Source organism: Allopusillimonas ginsengisoli, assembly GCF_004153455.1.
GTDB lineage: Bacteria > Pseudomonadota > Gammaproteobacteria > Burkholderiales > Burkholderiaceae_B > Allopusillimonas > Allopusillimonas ginsengisoli.
In genome coordinates, this window is record NZ_SDQE01000012.1 from 78,852 (window position 1) to 98,757 (window position 19,906).

General features: G+C 60.1%; 16 protein-coding genes. 13 read left to right on the top strand and 3 right to left on the bottom strand.

Annotated features, from left to right (window positions below):
* Positions 1-5 precede the first annotated feature (5 nt).
* Genes ERE07_RS17690 through ERE07_RS17700 form a run of 3 tightly spaced genes read left to right on the top strand, consistent with a single transcriptional unit; the run spans position 6 to position 2,531 of the window.
* Positions 6-1,016 (top strand): COX15/CtaA family protein, encoded by a 1,011-nt coding sequence (locus tag ERE07_RS17690; protein ID WP_130010377.1) that lies wholly within the window; start codon positions 6-8, stop codon positions 1,014-1,016.
* Entirely contained in the window at positions 1,013-1,903 is an 891-nt protein-coding gene (cyoE, locus tag ERE07_RS17695) for a heme o synthase (RefSeq protein WP_130010378.1), read from the top strand. Before ERE07_RS17690 ends, cyoE begins: the two co-directional genes overlap by 4 nt.
* A gap of 25 nt (positions 1,904-1,928) precedes the next feature.
* The gene (locus ERE07_RS17700) at positions 1,929-2,531 is read left to right on the top strand and encodes an SCO family protein (RefSeq protein ID WP_130010379.1); all 603 of its coding nucleotides are present in this window, start codon (positions 1,929-1,931) and stop codon (positions 2,529-2,531) included.
* Between the two features lie 12 nt (positions 2,532-2,543).
* On the opposite strand, the gene ERE07_RS17705 is transcribed toward ERE07_RS17700, so the two are convergent.
* The 3 genes from ERE07_RS17705 to ERE07_RS17715 all read right to left on the bottom strand — a co-directional run bounded on the left by ERE07_RS17705 (position 2,544) and on the right by ERE07_RS17715 (position 7,145).
* A complete protein-coding gene (locus tag ERE07_RS17705; protein WP_130010380.1) occupies positions 2,544-5,225 on the bottom strand; it encodes a cation:proton antiporter in 2,682 nt (893 codons plus the stop codon).
* A gap of 305 nt (positions 5,226-5,530) precedes the next feature.
* Entirely contained in the window at positions 5,531-6,421 is an 891-nt protein-coding gene (rpoH, locus tag ERE07_RS17710) for an RNA polymerase sigma factor RpoH (protein WP_130010381.1), read from the bottom strand.
* A gap of 181 nt (positions 6,422-6,602) precedes the next feature.
* The gene (locus tag ERE07_RS17715; protein WP_130010382.1) at positions 6,603-7,145 is read right to left on the bottom strand and encodes a MarR family winged helix-turn-helix transcriptional regulator; all 543 of its coding nucleotides are present in this window, start codon (positions 7,143-7,145) and stop codon (positions 6,603-6,605) included.
* Between the two features lie 291 nt (positions 7,146-7,436).
* Here ERE07_RS17715 and ERE07_RS17720 point away from each other — a divergent pair, with 291 nt between their 5' ends.
* The 10 genes from ERE07_RS17720 to ERE07_RS17765 are packed head-to-tail and all read left to right on the top strand — an operon-like array spanning position 7,437 to position 19,874.
* The gene (locus tag ERE07_RS17720; protein ID WP_130010383.1) at positions 7,437-9,785 is read left to right on the top strand and encodes a ferredoxin family protein; all 2,349 of its coding nucleotides are present in this window, start codon (positions 7,437-7,439) and stop codon (positions 9,783-9,785) included.
* Positions 9,786-9,821: 36 nt separating this feature from the next.
* The gene (locus ERE07_RS17725; RefSeq protein ID WP_130010445.1) at positions 9,822-11,393 is read left to right on the top strand and encodes an indolepyruvate oxidoreductase subunit beta family protein; all 1,572 of its coding nucleotides are present in this window, start codon (positions 9,822-9,824) and stop codon (positions 11,391-11,393) included.
* Between the two features lie 56 nt (positions 11,394-11,449).
* The gene (locus tag ERE07_RS17730) at positions 11,450-12,427 is read left to right on the top strand and encodes a PDR/VanB family oxidoreductase (protein WP_130010384.1); all 978 of its coding nucleotides are present in this window, start codon (positions 11,450-11,452) and stop codon (positions 12,425-12,427) included.
* 11 nt (positions 12,428-12,438) lie between these two features.
* A complete protein-coding gene (locus ERE07_RS17735; protein WP_130010446.1) occupies positions 12,439-13,764 on the top strand; it encodes an aromatic ring-hydroxylating dioxygenase subunit alpha in 1,326 nt (441 codons plus the stop codon).
* On the top strand, positions 13,761-14,255 hold the full coding sequence (locus ERE07_RS17740) for an aromatic-ring-hydroxylating dioxygenase subunit beta (protein ID WP_130010385.1): 495 nt from the start codon (positions 13,761-13,763) through the stop codon (positions 14,253-14,255). Before ERE07_RS17735 ends, ERE07_RS17740 begins: the two co-directional genes overlap by 4 nt.
* A gap of 11 nt (positions 14,256-14,266) precedes the next feature.
* A complete protein-coding gene (locus tag ERE07_RS17745; protein ID WP_130010386.1) occupies positions 14,267-15,892 on the top strand; it encodes an AMP-binding protein in 1,626 nt (541 codons plus the stop codon).
* Complete coding sequence (locus tag ERE07_RS17750) at positions 15,889-17,064, top strand: thiolase family protein (RefSeq protein WP_130010387.1); 1,176 nt, start codon at positions 15,889-15,891, stop codon at positions 17,062-17,064. The genes ERE07_RS17745 and ERE07_RS17750 overlap by 4 nt, the downstream gene beginning before the upstream one ends.
* Complete coding sequence (locus ERE07_RS17755; RefSeq protein WP_130010388.1) at positions 17,061-18,296, top strand: SDR family NAD(P)-dependent oxidoreductase; 1,236 nt, start codon at positions 17,061-17,063, stop codon at positions 18,294-18,296. Before ERE07_RS17750 ends, ERE07_RS17755 begins: the two co-directional genes overlap by 4 nt.
* A gap of 51 nt (positions 18,297-18,347) precedes the next feature.
* The gene (locus ERE07_RS17760) at positions 18,348-19,133 is read left to right on the top strand and encodes a cyclase family protein (RefSeq protein WP_130010389.1); all 786 of its coding nucleotides are present in this window, start codon (positions 18,348-18,350) and stop codon (positions 19,131-19,133) included.
* Between the two features lie 12 nt (positions 19,134-19,145).
* Positions 19,146-19,874, top strand: coding sequence for an SDR family NAD(P)-dependent oxidoreductase (locus tag ERE07_RS17765; protein ID WP_130010390.1), 729 nt, complete (start codon positions 19,146-19,148; stop codon positions 19,872-19,874).
* Positions 19,875-19,906: the final 32 nt, after the last annotated feature.

Here is a 19,906-nt window from a genome sequence, read left to right on the forward strand (position 1 = left end):
GCAGCATGGCACGCATTGTTCAACGCTATCGCAAGCTGGTATTCCTGACGTGGTTCCTGACGCTGGATCTGATCATGTTTGGCGCGTTTGTGCGCCTGACGGATTCCGGCCTGGGCTGTCCCGATTGGCCGGGTTGCTATGGGAAAGTGACGCCGCTGGGTGCCAGCGCGCATATCGAAAGCGCGCTGCAGGCGATGCCCTATGGCGCCGTCAGTTTTTCGAAAGCCTGGATCGAAATGATCCATCGGTACGTTGGATCGATATTGGGCATGCTCATTATCGCGATCGTCTACATGGCGTGGCGTCACCGCAAGGTATTGGGGCATACGCCCAGGCTGGCGGTGGTAACGTTGATAGCGGTGTGCGTGCAGGGGGCTTTTGGCGCCTGGACCGTCACGCACAAACTGATGCCGCTGGTGGTGACCTCGCATCTGCTGGGGGGGATGCTGCTGCTGTCGCTCATGACGTGGCTGGCTGCCCGCGAGAAGTCTCATCCGTGGATTTCGGCCAGCGCGCAGCGCTTCCGGCCCTGGATGGCCTTCGGCCTGATTCTGCTGTTCATACAGATTGCGCTGGGGGGGTGGGTCAGCACCAATTATGCCGCCCTGGCCTGCATGGACTTTCCCACCTGCCATGGCGAATGGCTGCCACCCATGGATTTCCGGGGCGGGTATTCGCTTGTGAGAGGCTTGGGCGTGCTGCCGTCCGGGGCGATGATTTCACAGGAAGCCTTGACGGCGATACACTGGGTGCATCGCAACTTTGCCGCCATCGTGTTTGTTTACCTGGCTTGCCTGGGATGGAAGATGCGGGCCGAGCCCGGCCTTCGCGGCCCGTCGCGGTTATTGCTGGGCCTGCTGCTGGCGCAGTTGCTCACGGGCTTGACCACGATTTTCTTTCAATGGCCTTTGTTGATTGCAGTGCTGCATAATGGCGGCGCCGCGGGGTTGACGCTGGCCAGTGTTACCTTGCTCGTACGTCTGTCCCGTGTCCAAGAGGCTAAAATACCGACATGAGTACTGTCACCGCTCCTAGCCAACCGCTGTTTCGCCAGTATCTGGTCTTGACCAAGCCGCGCGTCACACAGCTGGCCGTTTTCTGCGCCATCATCGGCATGTTTCTGGCTTCTCCCGGCTTGCCGGATTTGCGTCTGGTGGTCGCGGGAACCATAGGCATCTGGCTGCTGGCCGCCGCCGCCTTTGCCGTCAATTGCCTTATCGAGCAGGAAATCGACGCGCGCATGCTGCGTACCGCAAGGCGCGCCACCGCGCGGGGCACGATCAGCAACAATCAGGTGATTTTGTTCTCGGGCGTGCTCGGCGGGCTGGGCATGCTGGTGTTGTACAACCTGGTCAACCCGCTCACGATGTGGCTCACATTCGCCACCTTTGTGGGCTACGCCATTGTGTACACCATCTTTCTCAAGCCCCGCACGCCGCAGAATATCGTGATCGGCGGGCTGTCGGGCGCCATGCCGCCCGCGCTGGGCTGGGCCACCGTCGCCAATGCCGTGCCTGCCGAGGCCTGGATACTGGTGCTGATCATATTCATCTGGACGCCGCCTCATTTTTGGGCGTTGGCGCTGTATCGCAACAACGACTATGCCAAGTCGGGCCTGCCGATGCTGCCGGTGACGCATGGCAAGCAGTTCACCCGCCTGCATATCCTGCTGTACAGCCTGGCCCTGTTTGCCGCCACGCTGCTGCCGTTTGTGGTGCGCATGAGCGGTGTGTTTTACCTTGGCTGCGCAGTCGTATTGAGCGGTGCTTTCGTCTATTACGCATGGCGTTTGTATAAAGCCTATTCCGATGAGCTTTCCCGCAAGCTGTTCAGATACTCCATTCTGTACTTGGCGCTGCTGTTTGCGGCGCTGCTGGTCGATCATTGGCTCCGTTTGGTCTGAGCCAACTTTATTGGTGAGTGTTGTCATGTTTGTTTTTTCCAAGGCCCGCCGCCGCTTGATGGCCTTCGCGGCAGCCACGACGCTTGCAGTCGCCCTGGGGGGCTGCGGTGACAAAACGCCAGAGTTCATAGGGTCGGATATTTCCGGATCGCACCTGGGCAAGGATATGGCGATGCAGGATACCAGCGGCGCGCTGCGCACGCTGGCTGACTACAAGGGCAAGGTCAAAGTCATTTTCTTTGGCTTTACCCAGTGCCCCGATGTCTGCCCTACGGCCATGGCGGAGCTCAGCCAGGTCATGACACTGCTGGGCGACGACGCCAGCAAGACGCAGGTCATCATGATCAGCGTCGATCCGGAACGCGATACGCCCGAGGTGCTCAAAGGCTATGTCACGGCCTTCAATCCTGAGTTTGTCGGCCTGACCGGATCGCCGGAGCAGCTTGCCGAAACCGCCAAGTCGTTCAAGGCCTATTACGCCAAGGTCAAGGGCGCTACCCCCGACCAATACACCATGGACCACGCCGCCTCGTTCTACGTGCTCGACCAGGAGGGTGAAGCGCGGGTGCTGGTCAGCAGCAACGCACCGGCTGCGGATATCGCACACGACATCCGCGCACTGCTGTAGGGAAACGGCAGCCTAGCCCTGTTGGGGAGCAGGCGTGCCCCCATCCGCATTCTTGTCTTCATCCTCGTGGCGGGTTCCAGCCGCACGAGGTTCCGCAAGTGGATGGGCCGGCAACGCCGTAGAAGATGCAGCGTCGGCTTGGCCAGGGTCTTGCGCCGCCTCGGGCGTCATCAGATCGGGCAAGGGCTCGTGCTGGCGTACGCCAGACTGAAACTCGCGCCAGACCTCAAGCGCGCGCAAACGCTGCTTGACGACGGCTTCGATTTTTTCGCGCAGTACTGGGTCGCGGTCGAGCAGTGCGTCCAGATCCCTGTCCAGCAGCATCAGCAGGCGGCTATATCCCAACGACGTCGCCTTGGTTTCGAATGTCGATTCGGACATCAGCCCGATTTCTCCGAAGATCTCGCCGGTGCCCAGTTCCACGCTGCTGTGATCAGGGAGTTCTATCATGACGGCGCCCGATGCCACGATGTACATCGCGCGCGTTCGGCCCATCTGCATGCGAATATGCTGATCAGGCACGGCCAGCCGTGGTTTAAGCAGTTTGCTGATGGCCTTGAGGTTGTCGGGCGACAAGCCCTGGAACATGGGCACGCGTTGAATCAGTTCGGTGGAGCCCATGGCGATATCCAGGCTAGGGTGCTGCTGCACATGCTGCCAGCGGCGTTCCGTCTGCTTGACCAGGTCCGCGTACATTTCGCCGGTAATGAGCGCCTGTGAAAGCATATCGCGATAGCGCAATCGTTCCAGCGCGCGCGCCATGCGCCCGAGATAGGCTTCTTGCAGCCAGCGCGCGAACTTTGGATACTGCAGGCTCAATGCCTGAAGGGCGTTATCCAATTGCGCCAGGCGGTAACGGTGGGCTTCTATGATGTCGTCTGTAGCCTGTTTGCCGAGCAAGGGCTGGATTTCCTGTTCGGCAAATTCAACCAGATGCTGTGCGACCGAGCGCTTGCTCATCAGATTGGTAAAACGCTTGGCAAGTTCGCGAGCCAGCCAGCCCTGGAAGCCAAAAATATAATGCAGGCGCAGCGCAATCCGGAATGCCGCGGAATAACGCATGTCGGCCGCTACCGCTGAACGGAAGCCGTGCAGGCCGCCGGCCCGCACGGCATCACTCATGCGTTCGGCCCGCGCCAGCAGCGATTCGGCAGCCCGCCAATCAACGACTTGGGCCTTGAGAGTGTCATAGAAGAGTTCTTCTTCCCGCGCGGCGATAATGCCCAGGCCAATGGAAACCTTTTGCTCGACAGTCAGGCTGGCCAGCTCACCGCCGTCTATGCTGGCTTGTGTGGCGTCAAAGACGGTGTCCACGCTCTGTCGGGCATCGTTGCCGATGTGTTCGCGATCTGCAATCCGGTCGGTTTTCTCGCGGATATCCTCGAGCGCGACAACAACCGCCTGGTTGCGCAGCACGCGCTCCAGCAGGGGCAGTTCATTCAGGTGCAACTTGCGTATCAGCGGGCGCAGGCTGATGCCATTGACAAAGAGCGTCATGAGCACGAATCCGGTGGTGGCGACGGCAATGAACTGCCGGGCTTCGTAGGGTACGTTGTGTTGCTCCGTGACGGCCAGCGCCAGCGCCAGCGACACCGCGCCGCGCAGGCCGCCCCACCACATCACTACGCGGTAGGCGGGGCTGACCTTGGTACCGAATCGCGTCAGGCCGAGCAGCGGCAGCATGCCGAACACCATGAATCCGCGCGCCAGCAGGGTCACCCCAAACACGATCAGAATCAGCAGCACCTGCGTCCAGGTGATATCGGCCATCATGCGTGGAATCAGCATTGCCGCAAACACGAAGATCAGGGAGTTTGCCCAGAAGCCAAACTGCGACCATGCGCCTGAAAGCTGCTCGAACGTGGCGGGCGACATGCGGGTACGCCCGGTGGTGCCGACCACCAGGCCCGCGATGACCGTGGCCACGACACCCGATACGCCAAGGTAATGCTCGGAGATATAGAACGTGAGATAGGCAAGCGCGACGGTGAGCGTGATTTCGGCGGTTGGCCAGCCGCGCAGGGCGATGAACAGGCCGCTTGCGAGCCGGCCCATGAGAAAGCCGGCAACGCCGCCGCCGAGAAAGCTGAGCAGGAAACTGTAGAAGACCTTGCCTGCCGAGAGTGTGCCGCCGCCGAACATGACGGATAACAGCACGGTGTACAGAGCGATCGAGGCTGCGTCGTTAAACAGTGATTCGCCCTCGACCAGCGTGGTCAGGCGTTTGGGAGCGCCCACATCGCGAAAGACGCCAACCACGGCGACAGGGTCTGTCGTCGCGACGATCGCGCCCAGCATCAGGCACACCACCAGGCCGTAGTCGGAAATAAGATTGAGCGAAAAACCTACGGCGACGGTACAGACCACCACGGCAACGATCGCCATCATCAGGATGGGGCCGATATCGTCGAGCAGGCGCCGTACATTGAGCGCGAGTGCGGTCTCGAACAGCAGGATGGGCAGGAAGACGAACAGAAAGGTTTCGGACGACACCTCGAAGTTCTGCAGGGAGTCGAGAAAGTCCGACATGACCAGCGGCGCCCAACTGTGCACGTGGATGATCAGGCCGAGCACGATACCGACAATGGCCAGAAGCACCGAATAGGGCAAGCGCAGTCTGCCGGCAAGTGGAGGCATGAAAGACACCAATGCTAGCAATCCGGCCAAACCAAAAACCAGGTGCCCAATTTCCATGAACGCGTGTGTAGCTTCTAGTCGTTGAAGCGTTAAGGATACTTTTTTTTATGGCAATGTGGGCGCCACTGGGGAAAATTACGGAACCGGAATCTCAGAAAGCTGTGGAAATAAAAACGGGACACCGTGAGGTGTCCCGAAAACATCCGCTTCAATAGGGAGGGGAAGAGGAGAAGCCGAAGCGGATGATGAGCAATGGCTCGCGCATCGAAAGCAAACGCATTGTCCACATTCGGTTAGTCACGGCATGAACGATAAAGTTCAATTTGATTCGCGGAAGTTGTAAAGATTTGTTGACGCCCTGCTCAGGCAGCGAGCACCGTGCGCAGCTTCTTGAATGCGGCAGCTTCGATCTGGCGGATGCGTTCGGCGGAGACACCGAACTCGGCCGCCAGTTCGTGCAGCGTAGCGCCGCCTTCGTCCTGCAGCCAGCGGGCCTGGACGATGCGGCGAGAGCGTTCGTCGAGCCCGTTCAGCGCGTCGGACAGGCCTTGGCCATGGAGCGTATCCTGGGCCTGGCGTTCGAGCACCGAGGAAGGCTCCTGCTCGCCTTCGTCGGACAGATAGGCAATGGGCGCGTAGTTGGTGTCGTCGTCGTCGCGGTTTTCAAGCGCCATTTCCTTGCCGGACATGCGGATTTCCATCTCGCTGACATCCTGCGGGCGCACATTGAGTTCGCGGGCGATGGCGTTGACCTGTTCGGGGTCGAGGCTTTGTCCGCCGTCGTCTGGGCGCATACGGCGAAGATTGAAGAACAGCTTGCGTTGGGCCTTGGTGGTAGCCACCTTGACCAGCCGCCAGTTGCGAACGATGTACTCATGGATTTCGGCCTTGATCCAATGCACGGCAAAAGACACCAGGCGTACGCCGCGATCGGGGTCGAAACGCTTGACGGCCTTCATGAGGCCGATGTTTCCTTCCTGGATGAGGTCGGCATGCGCCAGACCATAGCCCAAGTATTGGCGTGCGATGGAAACGACCAGTCGAAGATGCGAGGTGATCAGTTGCCTAGCGGCATCGAGATCAGATTCGTCGCGCAATCGCCGGCCCAGGGAAACCTCTTCGTCTTGCGTGAGCATGGGCAGACGATTGACGGCACTGATATATGCTTCGATCGTGCCTAGCGCACCAGGATTGGAGACAGCCATGGCCAATTGGTTGTTGGTCAGGGCCAGGGATTGCGAAGTTTGCGTCATCGTGATGGGCGATCCTTATACAGGTTTGCAAGCTCAATATTAGCACTCTGTCAAAAGGAGTGCTAACTCTGGGCGGCGAAATTGTAACAGATAGATGTAAGAGCCTGTTTTGCGTCAAAAGTTCCATTTTTTGGGTGTTTTTGACGGTTTTTTCGTCTTTTCTGACGGGTTGCCTTAAGACTCAGGGAGTGACGATGGAGCGCAGCATATCAACCAGCCGCTCGGCGTGGTCGGCGTCCAGTTTGGATAAAACCTGGTGCTGGTGCGCCATGGCCTGGCCGCACAAGGGGCTGACAAGCCGGTTGCCCTTTGCCGTGAGTTTGACCAGTGTCTGGCGGCGGTCGGCGCGTGCCGTGCGCAACGTGATATACCCTTGCGCTTCGAGGCGTGGCAGCACTTTGCTCAGGGTGGGCTGCTTGGTCAGGGCCAGCCGGGCCAGTTCGCCAACGGTTTCGCCCGCGCTTTCGAAGAGGCTGGCCATAATCCGCCATTCTGTGACTGACAGCCCCGCCTGCTTTACCTTTACATGGAACTCGGCGGAAATTCGATGGCTGGCCAGCGCCAGTACAGAGGCCAGGTAGCGGTCGACAAAGCGCGCTGGCTCGGCGAGGCTAGGCTTGTCGGTTGACACAGCAGGCGCGTGCCCGGAAGACCGGGCGGGGAGTACGGCATCGGCATCATGGGCCGGCAGGCCCGTACGGGGGGGGTCTTCTTTGGCGATCATGGTTTCCTCGGGTACACGCTGCCGTCCAATCTGCCATTTTACTCCGCAATATTCGTTTTCGACTAGGTTCAAAGGGCCGATGTAATGGTAATCGCTTATATCCAAACCACTGTAATATCTATTAAAAAACTTTTTTATATGAATTTTCATATTTTTCTTGACGCTCCTTAATTTGAAGCCTAAAGTAAACGGAAATTGCAATGCCTGCGGCCGTCTCCGGTGGTTGCAGCGCACGCCGGTTCCGGGTGCGCTGTGCTGTCGTCGGCAAGACAGGTAGCTCAGGAGACAAACATGGCAGAACGTTCTTTCAAGAAAGAAGTGCAGCAGCTCCGCATAGGGGCCGGTGAAGAATTTCGTGGCGAAGGAATACTGGCTGTCACCAAGGGGCTGTTGCAATCCGGTGTTGGCTATGTCGCAGGCTATCAGGGTTCGCCGATCTCGCATCTGATGGATGTGTTGGCGGATGCTGAGGAGATCCTGGACGAGCTGGGCGTGCATTTCGAGGCGAGTGCATCCGAAGCCACCGCGGCGGCAACGCTGGCTGCATCTGTGATGTATCCCATACGTGGCGCGGTAACGTGGAAATCGACCGTAGGCACCAACGTGGCCTCGGATGCGCTGGCCAATCTTGCCTCGGGCGGGGTGACGGGCGGCGCGCTGGTGATCGTTGGCGAGGACTATGGCGAAGGATCATCCATCATGCAGGAGCGTACGCACGCTTTTGCCATGAAATCACAGATGTGGCTGCTCGACCCGCGTCCTAATCTCGAAAGCATGGTTAAGGCGGTCGAGGACGGATTTGAACTGTCCGAGGCCAGCAATACGCCGGTGATTCTGCAGCTGCGCATCCGTGCCTGTCATGTGCATGGGCGATTCATCGCCAAGGACAACAAGCGTCCGCCGGTAGGCCTGGCCGATGCGATGGAAAACCCCGTGCGCGACACCAGCCGCATCGTGTTGCCGCCGGCGTCCTTCACGCATGAGCACGAGAAGATCAACGCTCGCTGGCCCGCCGCTATGGAATTCATCAGGCAGCGGCAACTGAATGAGTTTTTCGATGGTGACGAGAACGATATCGGCATCATTCTGCAGGGCGGGCTGTACAACGGCGTCATTCGCGCATTGCAATTGCTTGGGTTGGCCGATACCTTTGGCAACAGCCGCATTCCGCTGTATGTCATGAATGTGACCTATCCCGTGATGGATGATGAGGTGCGTGCATTCTGTGAGAACAGGAAGGCCGTCTTGCTTGTTGAAGAGGGCCAGCCCAACTATATAGAACAGAATCTGAACACCATTTTGCGTCAGGCGGGACTGGACACTGCCTTGTGCGGCAAGGACAAGCTGCCGTTGGCGGGCGAATACACCACTGCCGTGATGCGCGATGGCCTGCAGTCGTTTCTGGCGGCGCACAGGCCGGCGCTGCTGGAAAACGTAGCGCAAGCGACGGCGCGGCCAGGTGTGCGCCCGCGCATCGAAGGCATGGCGCTCGCGCCCACGGGCGATGAGGCCATGGACATTACCGAGGCCCGGCGCCCGACGGCGCCTGTCGCGCCGCCTTTTGTCGAGGCGTCTGACGATGCGCCGGCAGGCCCTGCCGCCCCGAGCTTGGCATCCGAAACCAGGATGCAGGCGAGTCAGGCGGAGGCCGAGGTCGCGCCTGACGCCACCGCCATCGAAGAGTTGTCACAGGTTGTGCCGCCGCGTCCGGCGGGTTTCTGTACGGGGTGTCCGGAACGTCCGATTTTTGCGGCGTTGACGCTGGCCCAGGAGAAACTGGGTGAACACCATATCGCCTGTGATATTGGCTGCCATCTGTTTTCGATTCTGCCGCCCTTTAACTTGGGCGCAACCACCATGGGCTACGGCCTTGGCGCGTCCAGCGCGGCGGCGTTCAACGTGCCTTCTTCGCGGCGCACCATCTCCATCATGGGCGATGGCGGGTTCTGGCATAACGGATTGGCGTCGGGCATAGGCAACGCTGTTTTCAACAAATACGATGGTGTCATCATCATCGTGGACAACTACTATTCTGCCGCGACGGGTGGGCAGGATATCCTTTCTTCGCGAGCCAGCAATGCGCATCGCGCGACCAATAATCCCATCGAGGCGGCTGTGCGCGGCGTCGGGGTCAATTGGCTGCGGGTACTGGATCGAACCTACGATGTCACCAAGGCCAAAGCCACGATTGAAGAGGCGCTGACCACGTCAGTACAGGGGCCCAAGGTCATCATTGCACAATCCGAATGCATGCTGAACCGGCAGCGTCGCGAGAAGCCGGCCTTCAACAAAGCGGTCAAGAGTGGTCAGCGTATGGTCAAGCAGCGCTTTGGCGTGGATCCGGACGTGTGTTCGGGCGACCATGCCTGTATACGCCTTTCGGGTTGTCCGTCGCTGACCATCAAGGACAGCGGGGATCCTCTCAAGGAAGACCCGGTGGCCTATGTTGACAACACTTGTGTGGGATGCGGCAACTGCGGCGAGGTGGCCGATGCGGCCGTGCTGTGCCCGTCCTTCTATCGTGCGGACATTGTTCACAACCCCAGTGGTTGGGATTTGTTCAAGGCGCGCATGCGCCAGCGTGTTATCGGATACCTTCAGTCGCGCCGTCAGGCGCGCCTGGATCAATATTCCCTGTAAGGCTGCGTGATGACGACAGAGCAAAGTATTAGCGCGATGCGCGACGGCGCGGCCTGCGAGGCCAGCCGTTTTCAGGAAGGGATACCCATCAAGATCGCGGTGCTGGCCATGGGTGGCCAGGGCGGCGGTGTGCTGGCCGACTGGATTGTGGACATGGCCGAGCATGCGGGATGGTGGGCGCAGACCACATCGGTGCCGGGGGTGGCGCAACGTACAGGCGCCACGATCTATTATCTGGAACTGCTGCCGGAAGCCGCGGTCAAGGCCGCCGGGCGGCCACCGGCGTTGGCCATGATGCCCACGCCCGGTGATGTGGATGTGGTATTGGCCGCCGAATTGATGGAAGGCGGGCGCGCCATTCAGCGGGGGCTGGTGACGCCGGCGCGCACGACACTGGTGTCGTCATCGCACCGCAGTTATGCGGTGAATGAGAAAGCGGCGCATGGCAATGGGATTGCCGACCCCAACAAGGTCATCGAAGCGGGCCGCCAGGCTGCGAAACGCTTTTACTGCTTCGACCTGCAGGCGGTGGCGGATCAGGCGGGTAGTGTCATCAGTGCCAGTCTGTTTGGGGCGCTGGCGGGCGCGGACGTCCTGCCTTTCGGGCGCGATGATTATGAGAACACAATACGGCGCGGCGGACTGGGCGTGGAAGCCAGCCTGCGGGCCTTTGATCTGGCCTGTGAGCAGGCGCGCCAGGCCCCGCAGTCGCCAGGACACATTGATACGACGCGTGAAATGCCGGTCGTGCCCGAGAAGGCGGCCAGCCCGCGCATGCAGGCGCTGCTGGATACCTTGCGCAACGATTTCCCTGAGCAGGCGCAGCCCATGATGCTGGCGGGGTTGCGTCGCGTACTGGAATTCCAGGATCTGCGCTATGCGCGGGAGTATCTGGATCATATGCGCGACATCCGCAAGCTGGACGCCGAATTCGGCGGGCAGGCCAAGAACTGGGCCTTGACGCAGGCGGCGGCGCGATATGTGGCCGTGGCGATGGCGTATGACGATGTCATACGCGTGGCGGATCTCAAGACCCGAGGCAGCCGTTTTAAGCGCGTGCGCGATGAGACGAGTGCGCAGGCCGGGCAGTTGGTCTATGCCACGGAATACATGCATCCTCGTCTGGAAGAGGTCTGTGGCGCCTTGCCTGCCGCATTGGGAAGGGCGATCGAGAGCTCGCCCAGGCTGTCTGGCCTGCTCAACCGCTTCTTCCGTAAAGGCCGCTACGTGCAAAGCGGTACCTTGCATGGTTTTCTGATGCTGTACGCATTGGCCGGCATGCGCCGCTTTCGGCGGATGACCCTGCGCCATCAAGTCGAGGCTGACAGCCTGCTTCAATGGCTCAAGCAGATATCGGATACCGTTCATCACGATTACGATCTGGCGGTGGAAGTGGTGCATTGCCGACGCTTGGTCAAGGGATACAGCGATACGCACGAGCGCGGCGAGAGCAAGTACCAGCGCTTGCGTCTGGCCGCCAGCCAGTTGCTGGGGCGCAGCGATGCGTCGCGGCAGATGAAAGTGTTGCGCGAGGCCGCCCTGGATGACAGCAAAGGCGAAAAGCTGGACACGCTGATGGAGAAAGCGCTGGCGGCGGTGTCCGCCTGACAGGCATGGCGATGCGAAAGCCAGCCAATACGATATGAAAAGAGACGAGGCAAACCGTGAGCAAGCTGAAACTTACCGTCACTGATATCCGCAGCGAAACGCAGATTGTTCGTGCCATCACGCTGAAGGCGAGCGACGGGGAACCGTTGCCGGCCTTTACGCCAGGCGCCCATCTGAAGGTCAGCATTCCCGGCCAGAAGGCGCCTCGCTGTTATTCGCTGGTCTGTCTGGACGATGATCCGGCCGCTTTTGAAGCGCCCGCCTGCTATCACCTGGGCGTGCGACTGGAAGATCCGAGTACCGGCGGATCGCGTCATATGCACAGCCTGTCGGTGGGCGATGAGCTCGAGGTGGACGGGCCGCGCAACGATTTTGAACTGCACGAAGCGCAGATCAACGAGCACGCGGTTGTGCTGGTGGCCGGGGGGATTGGCATTACGCCTATTGCATCCATGGCCGCCAGTCTGAAGCGGGCTGGCCGTGCATTTGTGCTGCATTACTATGGTCGCAGCCGCGCCCAGATGGCTTTTCTGGATGTGCTGGCGGCGCAGCATGGCGAGGCCGTGCACATGCATGCCGATGATGAGGAAGCCACACAACTGCCACTCAATGATTTGCTGGACAGCGTAGACCAGAAACAGCACTTGTATGTATGCGGCCCCAAGGGGCTGATAGATGCTGTGGTGGAGCAATCCCATGGCAGGCAATGGCCGCACGCTCATGTGCATTTTGAGCTGTTCTCCACGCCTGCGCCGCAGGAGGGCGATGCGGGCTTCGAGGTTGAGCTCAGGCAGTCTGGCCAGGTGTTTCATATTCCGCCAGACAAGACCATTCTCGAAGTGCTCGAAGAGGCCGGCTGCGACCCCTTGTTTGATTGCCGGCGCGGTGAGTGCGGGGTATGCCAGGTGGTTGTGCTCGAAGGCAGGCCTGACCACCGCGACTATTACTTGTCCGAAGCGGAGCGCGACGCCAACGATGTCATGCAGATATGCGTATCGCGCAGCCATTCTGACCGTCTTGTGCTTGACCTTTGACCCACAGGTGCATCATGAACTATCGCAATAATCCCGTTGCCGTGGCCAATCTGGTGCGGCCCACCGAAGTCCACAGAGATCTATTCATCGATGATGAGCTGTTCGAGCTCGAGATGGAACATCTTTTCGCCAACACCTGGGTGTACGTTGGCCATGAGAGTCAGGTGCCCAATGTGGGTGATTACTTCACGACGACAGTGGGCGATCAGCCTGTTGTGCTGGTCCGGCACACAGACAAATCCATACGGGTGCTGCACAATCGCTGTCCTCACAAGGGCGTGCAGGTGGCTGCGGGCGCCTGCGGCAATACGGGCAAGTTTTTTCGCTGCCCTTATCATGCCTGGACGTTCAAGACAGATGGCAAGCTGCTCTCTATTCCGCTCAAAAAAGGATACGACCCAGAGGTGCTCCAGCAGTGCGAGGCAAGCCAGGGCATGGCTGCGGTGGAGAGCGTGCGCGAGTATCGTGGTTTCGTGTTCTGTCGCCTGAATCCCGAAGGCGAATCGTTCGAGGATTTTTTTGGTGAATCGCTGTCGACCATAGACAATATGGTGGATCGTGCGCCGGAAGGCCGACTCGAAGTCGCGGGCGGCGTGCTGCGTTACCTGCATGACTGCAACTGGAAGATGCTGGTGGACAACCAGACGGATACCTGTCACCCGATGGTGGCGCACGAGTCATCGGCGGGCACGGCGGTAAAGGTATGGGAAGAGGCCCCGGAGGGCACGCCCAAGCCCATGGCGGTTGAACAGTTTGCGCCGTTCATTTCCCCCTATGAGTTCTTCGAGGGCATGGGCATCAGGGTTTGGAAGAACGGCCACGGCCATACGGGAGTGAGCAATTCCATCCACGCGGCTTATTCACAAGTGCCCGGCTACATGGAAGCCATGGAGGCAGCCTATGGTCCGGAACGCGCACAAGAGATTCTGGGCGAAGTCAGGCATAACACCACCTACTTTCCCAACATCATGGTCAAGGGGCCGATCCAGACGCTGCGCATCTTCAAGCCGCTGGCTGCCAACAAGACGCTGGTGGAGTCCTGGACCTTTCGCCTGGTTGGCGCGCCCGACAAGCTGCTGGAGCGCACGCTGATGTACAACCGGCTTATCAATGCGCCCACCTCTGTTGTGGGTCATGACGATCACGAAGTGTATGAGCGGTCGCAACGCGGCCTGCACAGCCGTGGACGGGCATGGGTCAACGTGGCGCGATTGTATGAACCAGATGAAGCTGAGCGCGAGAACGAAGTCGTCAACGGCACCAGTGAATGGCAGATGCGCAATCAGTACCAGGCCTGGGCCCGCTACATGACCGCCACGATGAAGGAGCAGGCATGACCGCTATCATGGATCAGGATTTGATCGACTTCGTATACGCCGAAGCGCGCATGCTTGATGAACAGCGCTTCGAGGATTGGCTGGCACTGTTCACCGAAGACGGTTATTACTGGATGCCGCTTGCGCATGGGCAGACCGATCCGGTGCTCGAAGGCTCGCTGATGTACGAAGACAAACTGCTGCTGCGCGTGCGGATCGAACGCCTGGCGGGGCAGCGTACCTACTCGCAACAGCCTATCAGCCGCAGCCATCATTTGCTGCAGCAGCCGACGGTGGAAGCCGGTCACGCGTGGCACAATCCGGAACAAGGCCAATATGCGGTGCGGGCCGCTTTCCATTATGTTGAAACACGCATGGATCAGCAGACGCTCTATGCGGGATGGGCCACGTTTGAGCTGCTGGTGGTGGACGGGGGGTTGCGTATCCGCCAGAAGCGCGTGGATCTGGTCAATTGCGATGCCGCGCTGCGCAGCATTCAGCTATTCATGTAGAGGGCGGAAACGTGTCCAAGACCGTGTACGATGCATTTTCAGAGGCGGCTCAGCAGTGGCCGGCTCACGCCTTTTTGCGTGTCACCCCTGAAACCGCGCATGCCTATGGCATTGAGGCCGGCGAGTTCAGCTATCGTCAGACGCAGGCGCGCATCCAGGCGCTCAAGTCCGCCTACGTGTCGGCAGGCTACGGGCATGGTCATCGGGTGGGCTTGCTGCTTGAAAATCGACCCGCTTTTATATTTCATTGGTTTGCGCTGAATGCGCTGGGCGTTTCGGTGGTGCCGATCAACGCTGAGCTGCGCGCGGCGGAGCTGCAGTACTTGATCGGGCATTCCGAAATGGTCATGGCGGTTGCCTTGCCGGAACGGCATGCCAGCCTGCTGGCCGCCGCGCAAGGCGGCCAGCTGAGTGTGATGGGCCCCGATGACGCGCCGCCGCAAGCACCGACGGCGCCGCCGCTTGCAGGAGCATCGATCGACGGCGGCACCGAGTGCGCGTTGCTGTACACCTCTGGCACGACGGGGCGCCCCAAAGGCTGCATGCTGCCCAATGATTATTTCCTGCACGCAGGCCGCTGGTACCGGGACATCGGTGGCCTTGCCACCTTGCACAGCGGCCAGGAGCGCATGCTGACGCCACTGCCACTGGTACACATGAATGCCATGGCGTATTCAGTGATGGCCATGGTGATGACTGGCGGCTGTCTGATCAACATTGATCGCTTTCATCCCCGCAGCTGGTGGGAAACCGTGCGCGAAACGAATGCCACCGTGGTGCATTATCTTGGCGTTATGCCTGCCATCTTGATGAAAGCGGCACCCAGCGCGCAGGACACCGCACATCAGGTGCGCTTTGGCTTCGGAGCGGGCATTGATCGCGCGCTGCATCAACCTTTCGAGCAGCGTTTCGGCTTTCCTTTGCTTGAAGCCTGGGCTATGACGGAAACCGGTGCGGGTGCGGTGGTGATCGCCAATCGCGAGCCACGTTTTGCGGGCAGCAGCTGTTTCGGCAAGGAAGGGGCTGATGTCCAGGTGCGTCTGGTCAATGACGCCGGCCAGGATGTGTCGACCGATGAGGATGGCGAACTGCTGGTGCGGCATGGCGGCGGCGATTCCCGTTTCGGTTTCTTTGCGGGTTACCTGAAGGACGACGCTGCGACCTGCGAAGCCTGGCGCTATGGCTGGTTTCACACGGGCGATATCGTACGGCGCAATGCGCAGGGTTATCTGCATTTTGTGGACCGAAAAAAGAACGTCATACGTCGCAGCGGGGAAAATATCGCAGCGGTTGAGGTAGAGAGCGTGCTGCTGCAGCACCCCGCCATCAAGACGGTGGCGGTAACCGCTGTGCCCGATACCGTGCGCGGCGACGAGGTGCTGGCTTGCATCGTGGCGCATGAGATGCCGGTACAGGATCAGGCGGAACGCCTGGCGCGCGATATCGTGAGCTGGTGCCTGGGGCAACTGGCCTATTACAAAGTGCCGGGCTATGTGGCGTTTATTGACGCCTTACCCTTGACCGCCACCAACAAGATACAGCGTGGGGAGCTCAAGGCGTTGGCCGCAACCCTGCCGGATACGGCGATGTGCGTCAACACGTGCGACATGAAGAAACGTCAGGAGGTGGCTTCGTGACGGCGCCCCGCCTGGGTTACGAAGAGATTGTGGCCACCGTGCCGGTGACGGTGCCCTATGTGCGCTACAGCATACGAAGCGCACATTGGTGGCTGGGCAATGCTCTGGGGGCATTATTGCGGCAGTCGGGCGTGGCCAAAGACAAGGTGGATGGCTTGTGCGTGTCGAGCTTTACGCTGGCGCCCGATACAGCCGTGGGGCTAGTGCAGCATCTGGGTATGAGCCCTGCCTGGCTGGATCATATCCCCATGGGCGGCGCCAGCGGCGTGGTGGCCTTGCGCCGCGCGGCGCGGGCTGTGCAGGCAGGCGATGCGAATGTTGTGGCTTGTATTGCTGGAGACACCAACCATGTGGACTCCTTCCGCAACACCGTCAGTCAGTTTTCCCGCTTTGCCCAGGATGCGGTGTATCCCTATGGCGCAGGCGGACCCAATGCCAGCTTTGCCCTGTTGACCCGCAACTATATGCAGCAAACGGGCGCGAGGCGCGAAGACTTCGGCAAGCTCTGTGTGGCGCAACGTGACAATGCGCTGCGCTTTCCACATGCCTTGATGAAGAAGCCTCTCACATTGCAGCAGTATCTTGATGCGCGCGAGATAGCGGATCCGATACATTTGTTCGATTGCGTCATGCCATGTGCCGGCGCGGACGGTTTTCTGGTCATGCGCGAGGCGCAGGCTCGAGATCTGGGGCTGCCTTTTGTCCGTATACTTTCCACGATCGAACGCCACAACGCATGGCGCGAAGACGCGATACAGATGCGTGGCGGGTGGACGGTGGACCGCGAGGCTTTCTATCAGCATGCGGGTATACGCCCGGATGACGTGGATTTCATGCAGGCTTACGACGACTATCCCGTGATCAATATGATGCAGATCGAAGATCTTGGATTTTGCGAAAAGGGAGAAGGCCCGCACTTTGTGCGCGAACACAGTTTTACCGTGGACGGCAGCTTTCCTTTCAACACCAATGGCGGCCAGCTGTCTGTTGGCCAGGCCGGCGCCTCGGGAGGATACCTGGGCATGGTCGAGGCCTTGCGGCAGCTCACCGACAGCGCGCAGGACACCCAGGTTGCGCAGGCCAACATCGGTCTGGTCAGCGGGTTCGGCATGATCAACTACGACCGCGGCATCTGCACCGGCGCGGCCCTGCTGGCAAGGAGCGAAGCATGACCGAACCCCTGTCGCGGCCCGCGCACAAGAACCCTGTTGCCCGCACACGCCAGGCCACCCGGCCACCTGCCGCACGCAGTCGGCGCGCACTGGGCCTGACAGCCGCCGCCGCGTTGGGGCGCTTTGAATTGCAGGTGTGTCAGGCGTGCAGCGCAGTACAGTATCCGCCGCGCGAAGTTTGCCATGACTGCCTGTCGGACGCGTTGCGCTGGCAAGCGGTGGATGCGACGGGGCGGCTGCTGGCGACAACCGTCTTGAGTCACAGCAACGATCTGTATTTTCGTGAACGATTGCCCTGGCGCATTGGCACGGTGCAGATGCGGGCGGGCCCTTCGGTTGTTGCGCATGTGCATGGCGACTGTCGCGAAGGTGACGAGGTGCAGCTGACGCTCAAGCTGGATCGCAGCGGCCAAGCCGTGATGATAGCCCTACCCTTACAGGCGACCCCTCATATGGAAGACGATAAAACCTTGCGCGAAACCTCTTGCGACCCCAAGTTTCGGCGCGTGCTGGTGACAGACGGCAAGACGGCCGTCGGCCTGACCGTGATCCGAGCGCTGCTTGATGCCGGGGTGACTGCCGTGTTTGCCGGCGACCCAGAAATCTGGCGGCGCTCGGCCGAGTTCGATGCGCTGTGCCAGGATGAGCGCGTGCATGTACAGGATATGAATATCACCGATACGGATTCGGTGCAGCGCATTGCGCGCTCCATCGGCGGCAAGGTCGATATTCTCATCAACACAGCAGATCATCAGCGCGAGGGCGGTATTCTGTTCAATCGCGATATGAACAAGGCGCGCGATGCGCTGGATGTGAACTGCCTGGGACTGATCCGGCTTGCCCAGCACTTTGGCCCCGCCATGTCGGGCCGTGCCGCCGATGGCGTCAACAATGCCGTGGCCTGGGTGAATGTCTTGTCTATCTATGCACATGCCAATCTGCCCGCGCAGGGTGTCTGGTCCGTGTCGCAGGCCGCGGCGCTCTCTGTAGCGCAGTGTTTGCGCCACGAATTTCTGACTTCTGGCGTGCGCGTGATCAATGTGTTTGCGGGCCCCCTGGATCACGAATGGGAGCAGTTGACGCCGCCGCCGCGTGTCAATCCCAAGGCCGTGGCAACGGCCATCGTCAAGGCCCTGCAGCAAGGCACCGAAGATGCCTATGTAGGCGACGTCGCGCAGGAATTTCTGGCGCGCTGGCGAGACAACCCCAAAGGGCTGGAGCGGGAGCTTTGACTCGGTAAAACACGCCGGTCCCTACCCGGCACGCATACTACAGGAGAGACAATGAGCACCAACGGATTAAGCCAGTTCATGGCCGATCTGGCCTCAGGAAAAATCAGGATCATCGACCTGACCGAAACGCTGACGCCAGAGTTTCCCACCATCGTGTTGCCGCCCGAGTTCGGCCAGGCCTGGCCGTTTCGCATCGAGGAGATTTCGCATTACGATGAGCGCGGCCCTGCTTGGTACTGGAACAATTTTTCGATGTCGGAGCATACAGGCACGCACTTTGATGCGCCCGCGCACTGGATCAGCGGCAAGGATCAGCCCGACAATACGGTGGATACGATTCCACTGGATGCGTTTATCGCGCAGGCGTGTGTGCTGGACTGTTCGGCCGAGTCGCGAGAGAACCCGGATTTCTTGCTGACCATACCCTTTGTCGAGCAATGGGAAGCCAAGCATGGCAAGATTCCAGCCAGGTCCTGGGTATTCATGCGCACAGACTGGTCCAAGCGCGAAAAGCCGGTTGAATATCTGAACATGCGCGAAGACGGCGCCCATTCGCCCGGCCCTGATGCCGAAGTGGTTCCCTGGCTCATCAAGGAGCGCGACGTCCATGGCTTCGGCACGGAGTCCGTGGGCACCGACACGGGCCAGGCGCAGCATCTGGATCCGCCTTTTCCCTGTCACTACTTCATGCATGGCAACAATCGCTACGGGTTGCAGTGCATGACCAATCTGGATCAACTGCCGCCGACCGGCTCAGTGATCTTCTCGGCCCCCCTGAAAATACGTCGCGGTTCAGGCAGCCCATTGCGGGTGCTGGCATTGGCGCCGACGGTATAGGGAATGACAGGCATGAGTGAAAGAAACATCGCCCTGGTCACTGGCGGCAGCGCGGGCATAGGTGCGGAGATTTGCCGTCAGATGCTGGATGCGGACTATGAGGTTATCTCAATGGCTCGCCGCGCGCCGGAGTTTGCGCATGCGCGCCTGCATGCTGTGCAGGTGGACCTGCTGGATGCGAAGGCTGTGGCGCAAGCCGGCGCTGAGCTTGCGGCTCAATACGCCATCAGCCATGTTGTGCATAACGCAGGCGTTATCTGGCCCAATCTGCTGCCCGATGTGACGATGGATGAGCTGCAAGGCCTGACGCAAATCCACTTGGGTGCGGCGATCAGTCTGGTCCAGGCCGTATTGCCTGCCATGGAACAGGCCGGTTTCGGCCGCATAGTGCTGATGTCGTCGCGTGGCGCGCTGGGCGTGCCCACGCGTACGGCCTACTCGGCCACCAAGGCAGGCATGGTCGGCATGGCGCGCACGTGGGCGCTGGAACTTGCACCCAAAGGCATTACCGTCAATGTCGTGGCGCCAGGGCCCGTCCAGACGGATATGTTTTACGATGTCATTCCCGCAGGCAGCGAACGCGAGCACAATATTGCCAAGGGCATACCGGTGCAGCGGCTGGGGCGGGCGGACGACGTGGCGCGGGCGGTAATGTTTTTTGCCGACCCGGCCAACAGTTTTATTACTGGTCAGACGCTATACGTATGCGGCGGCGCCAGTGTAAGCTCGGTGACGATCTGAGTTGCCATCCATAAAACCACACCAACGGAGAC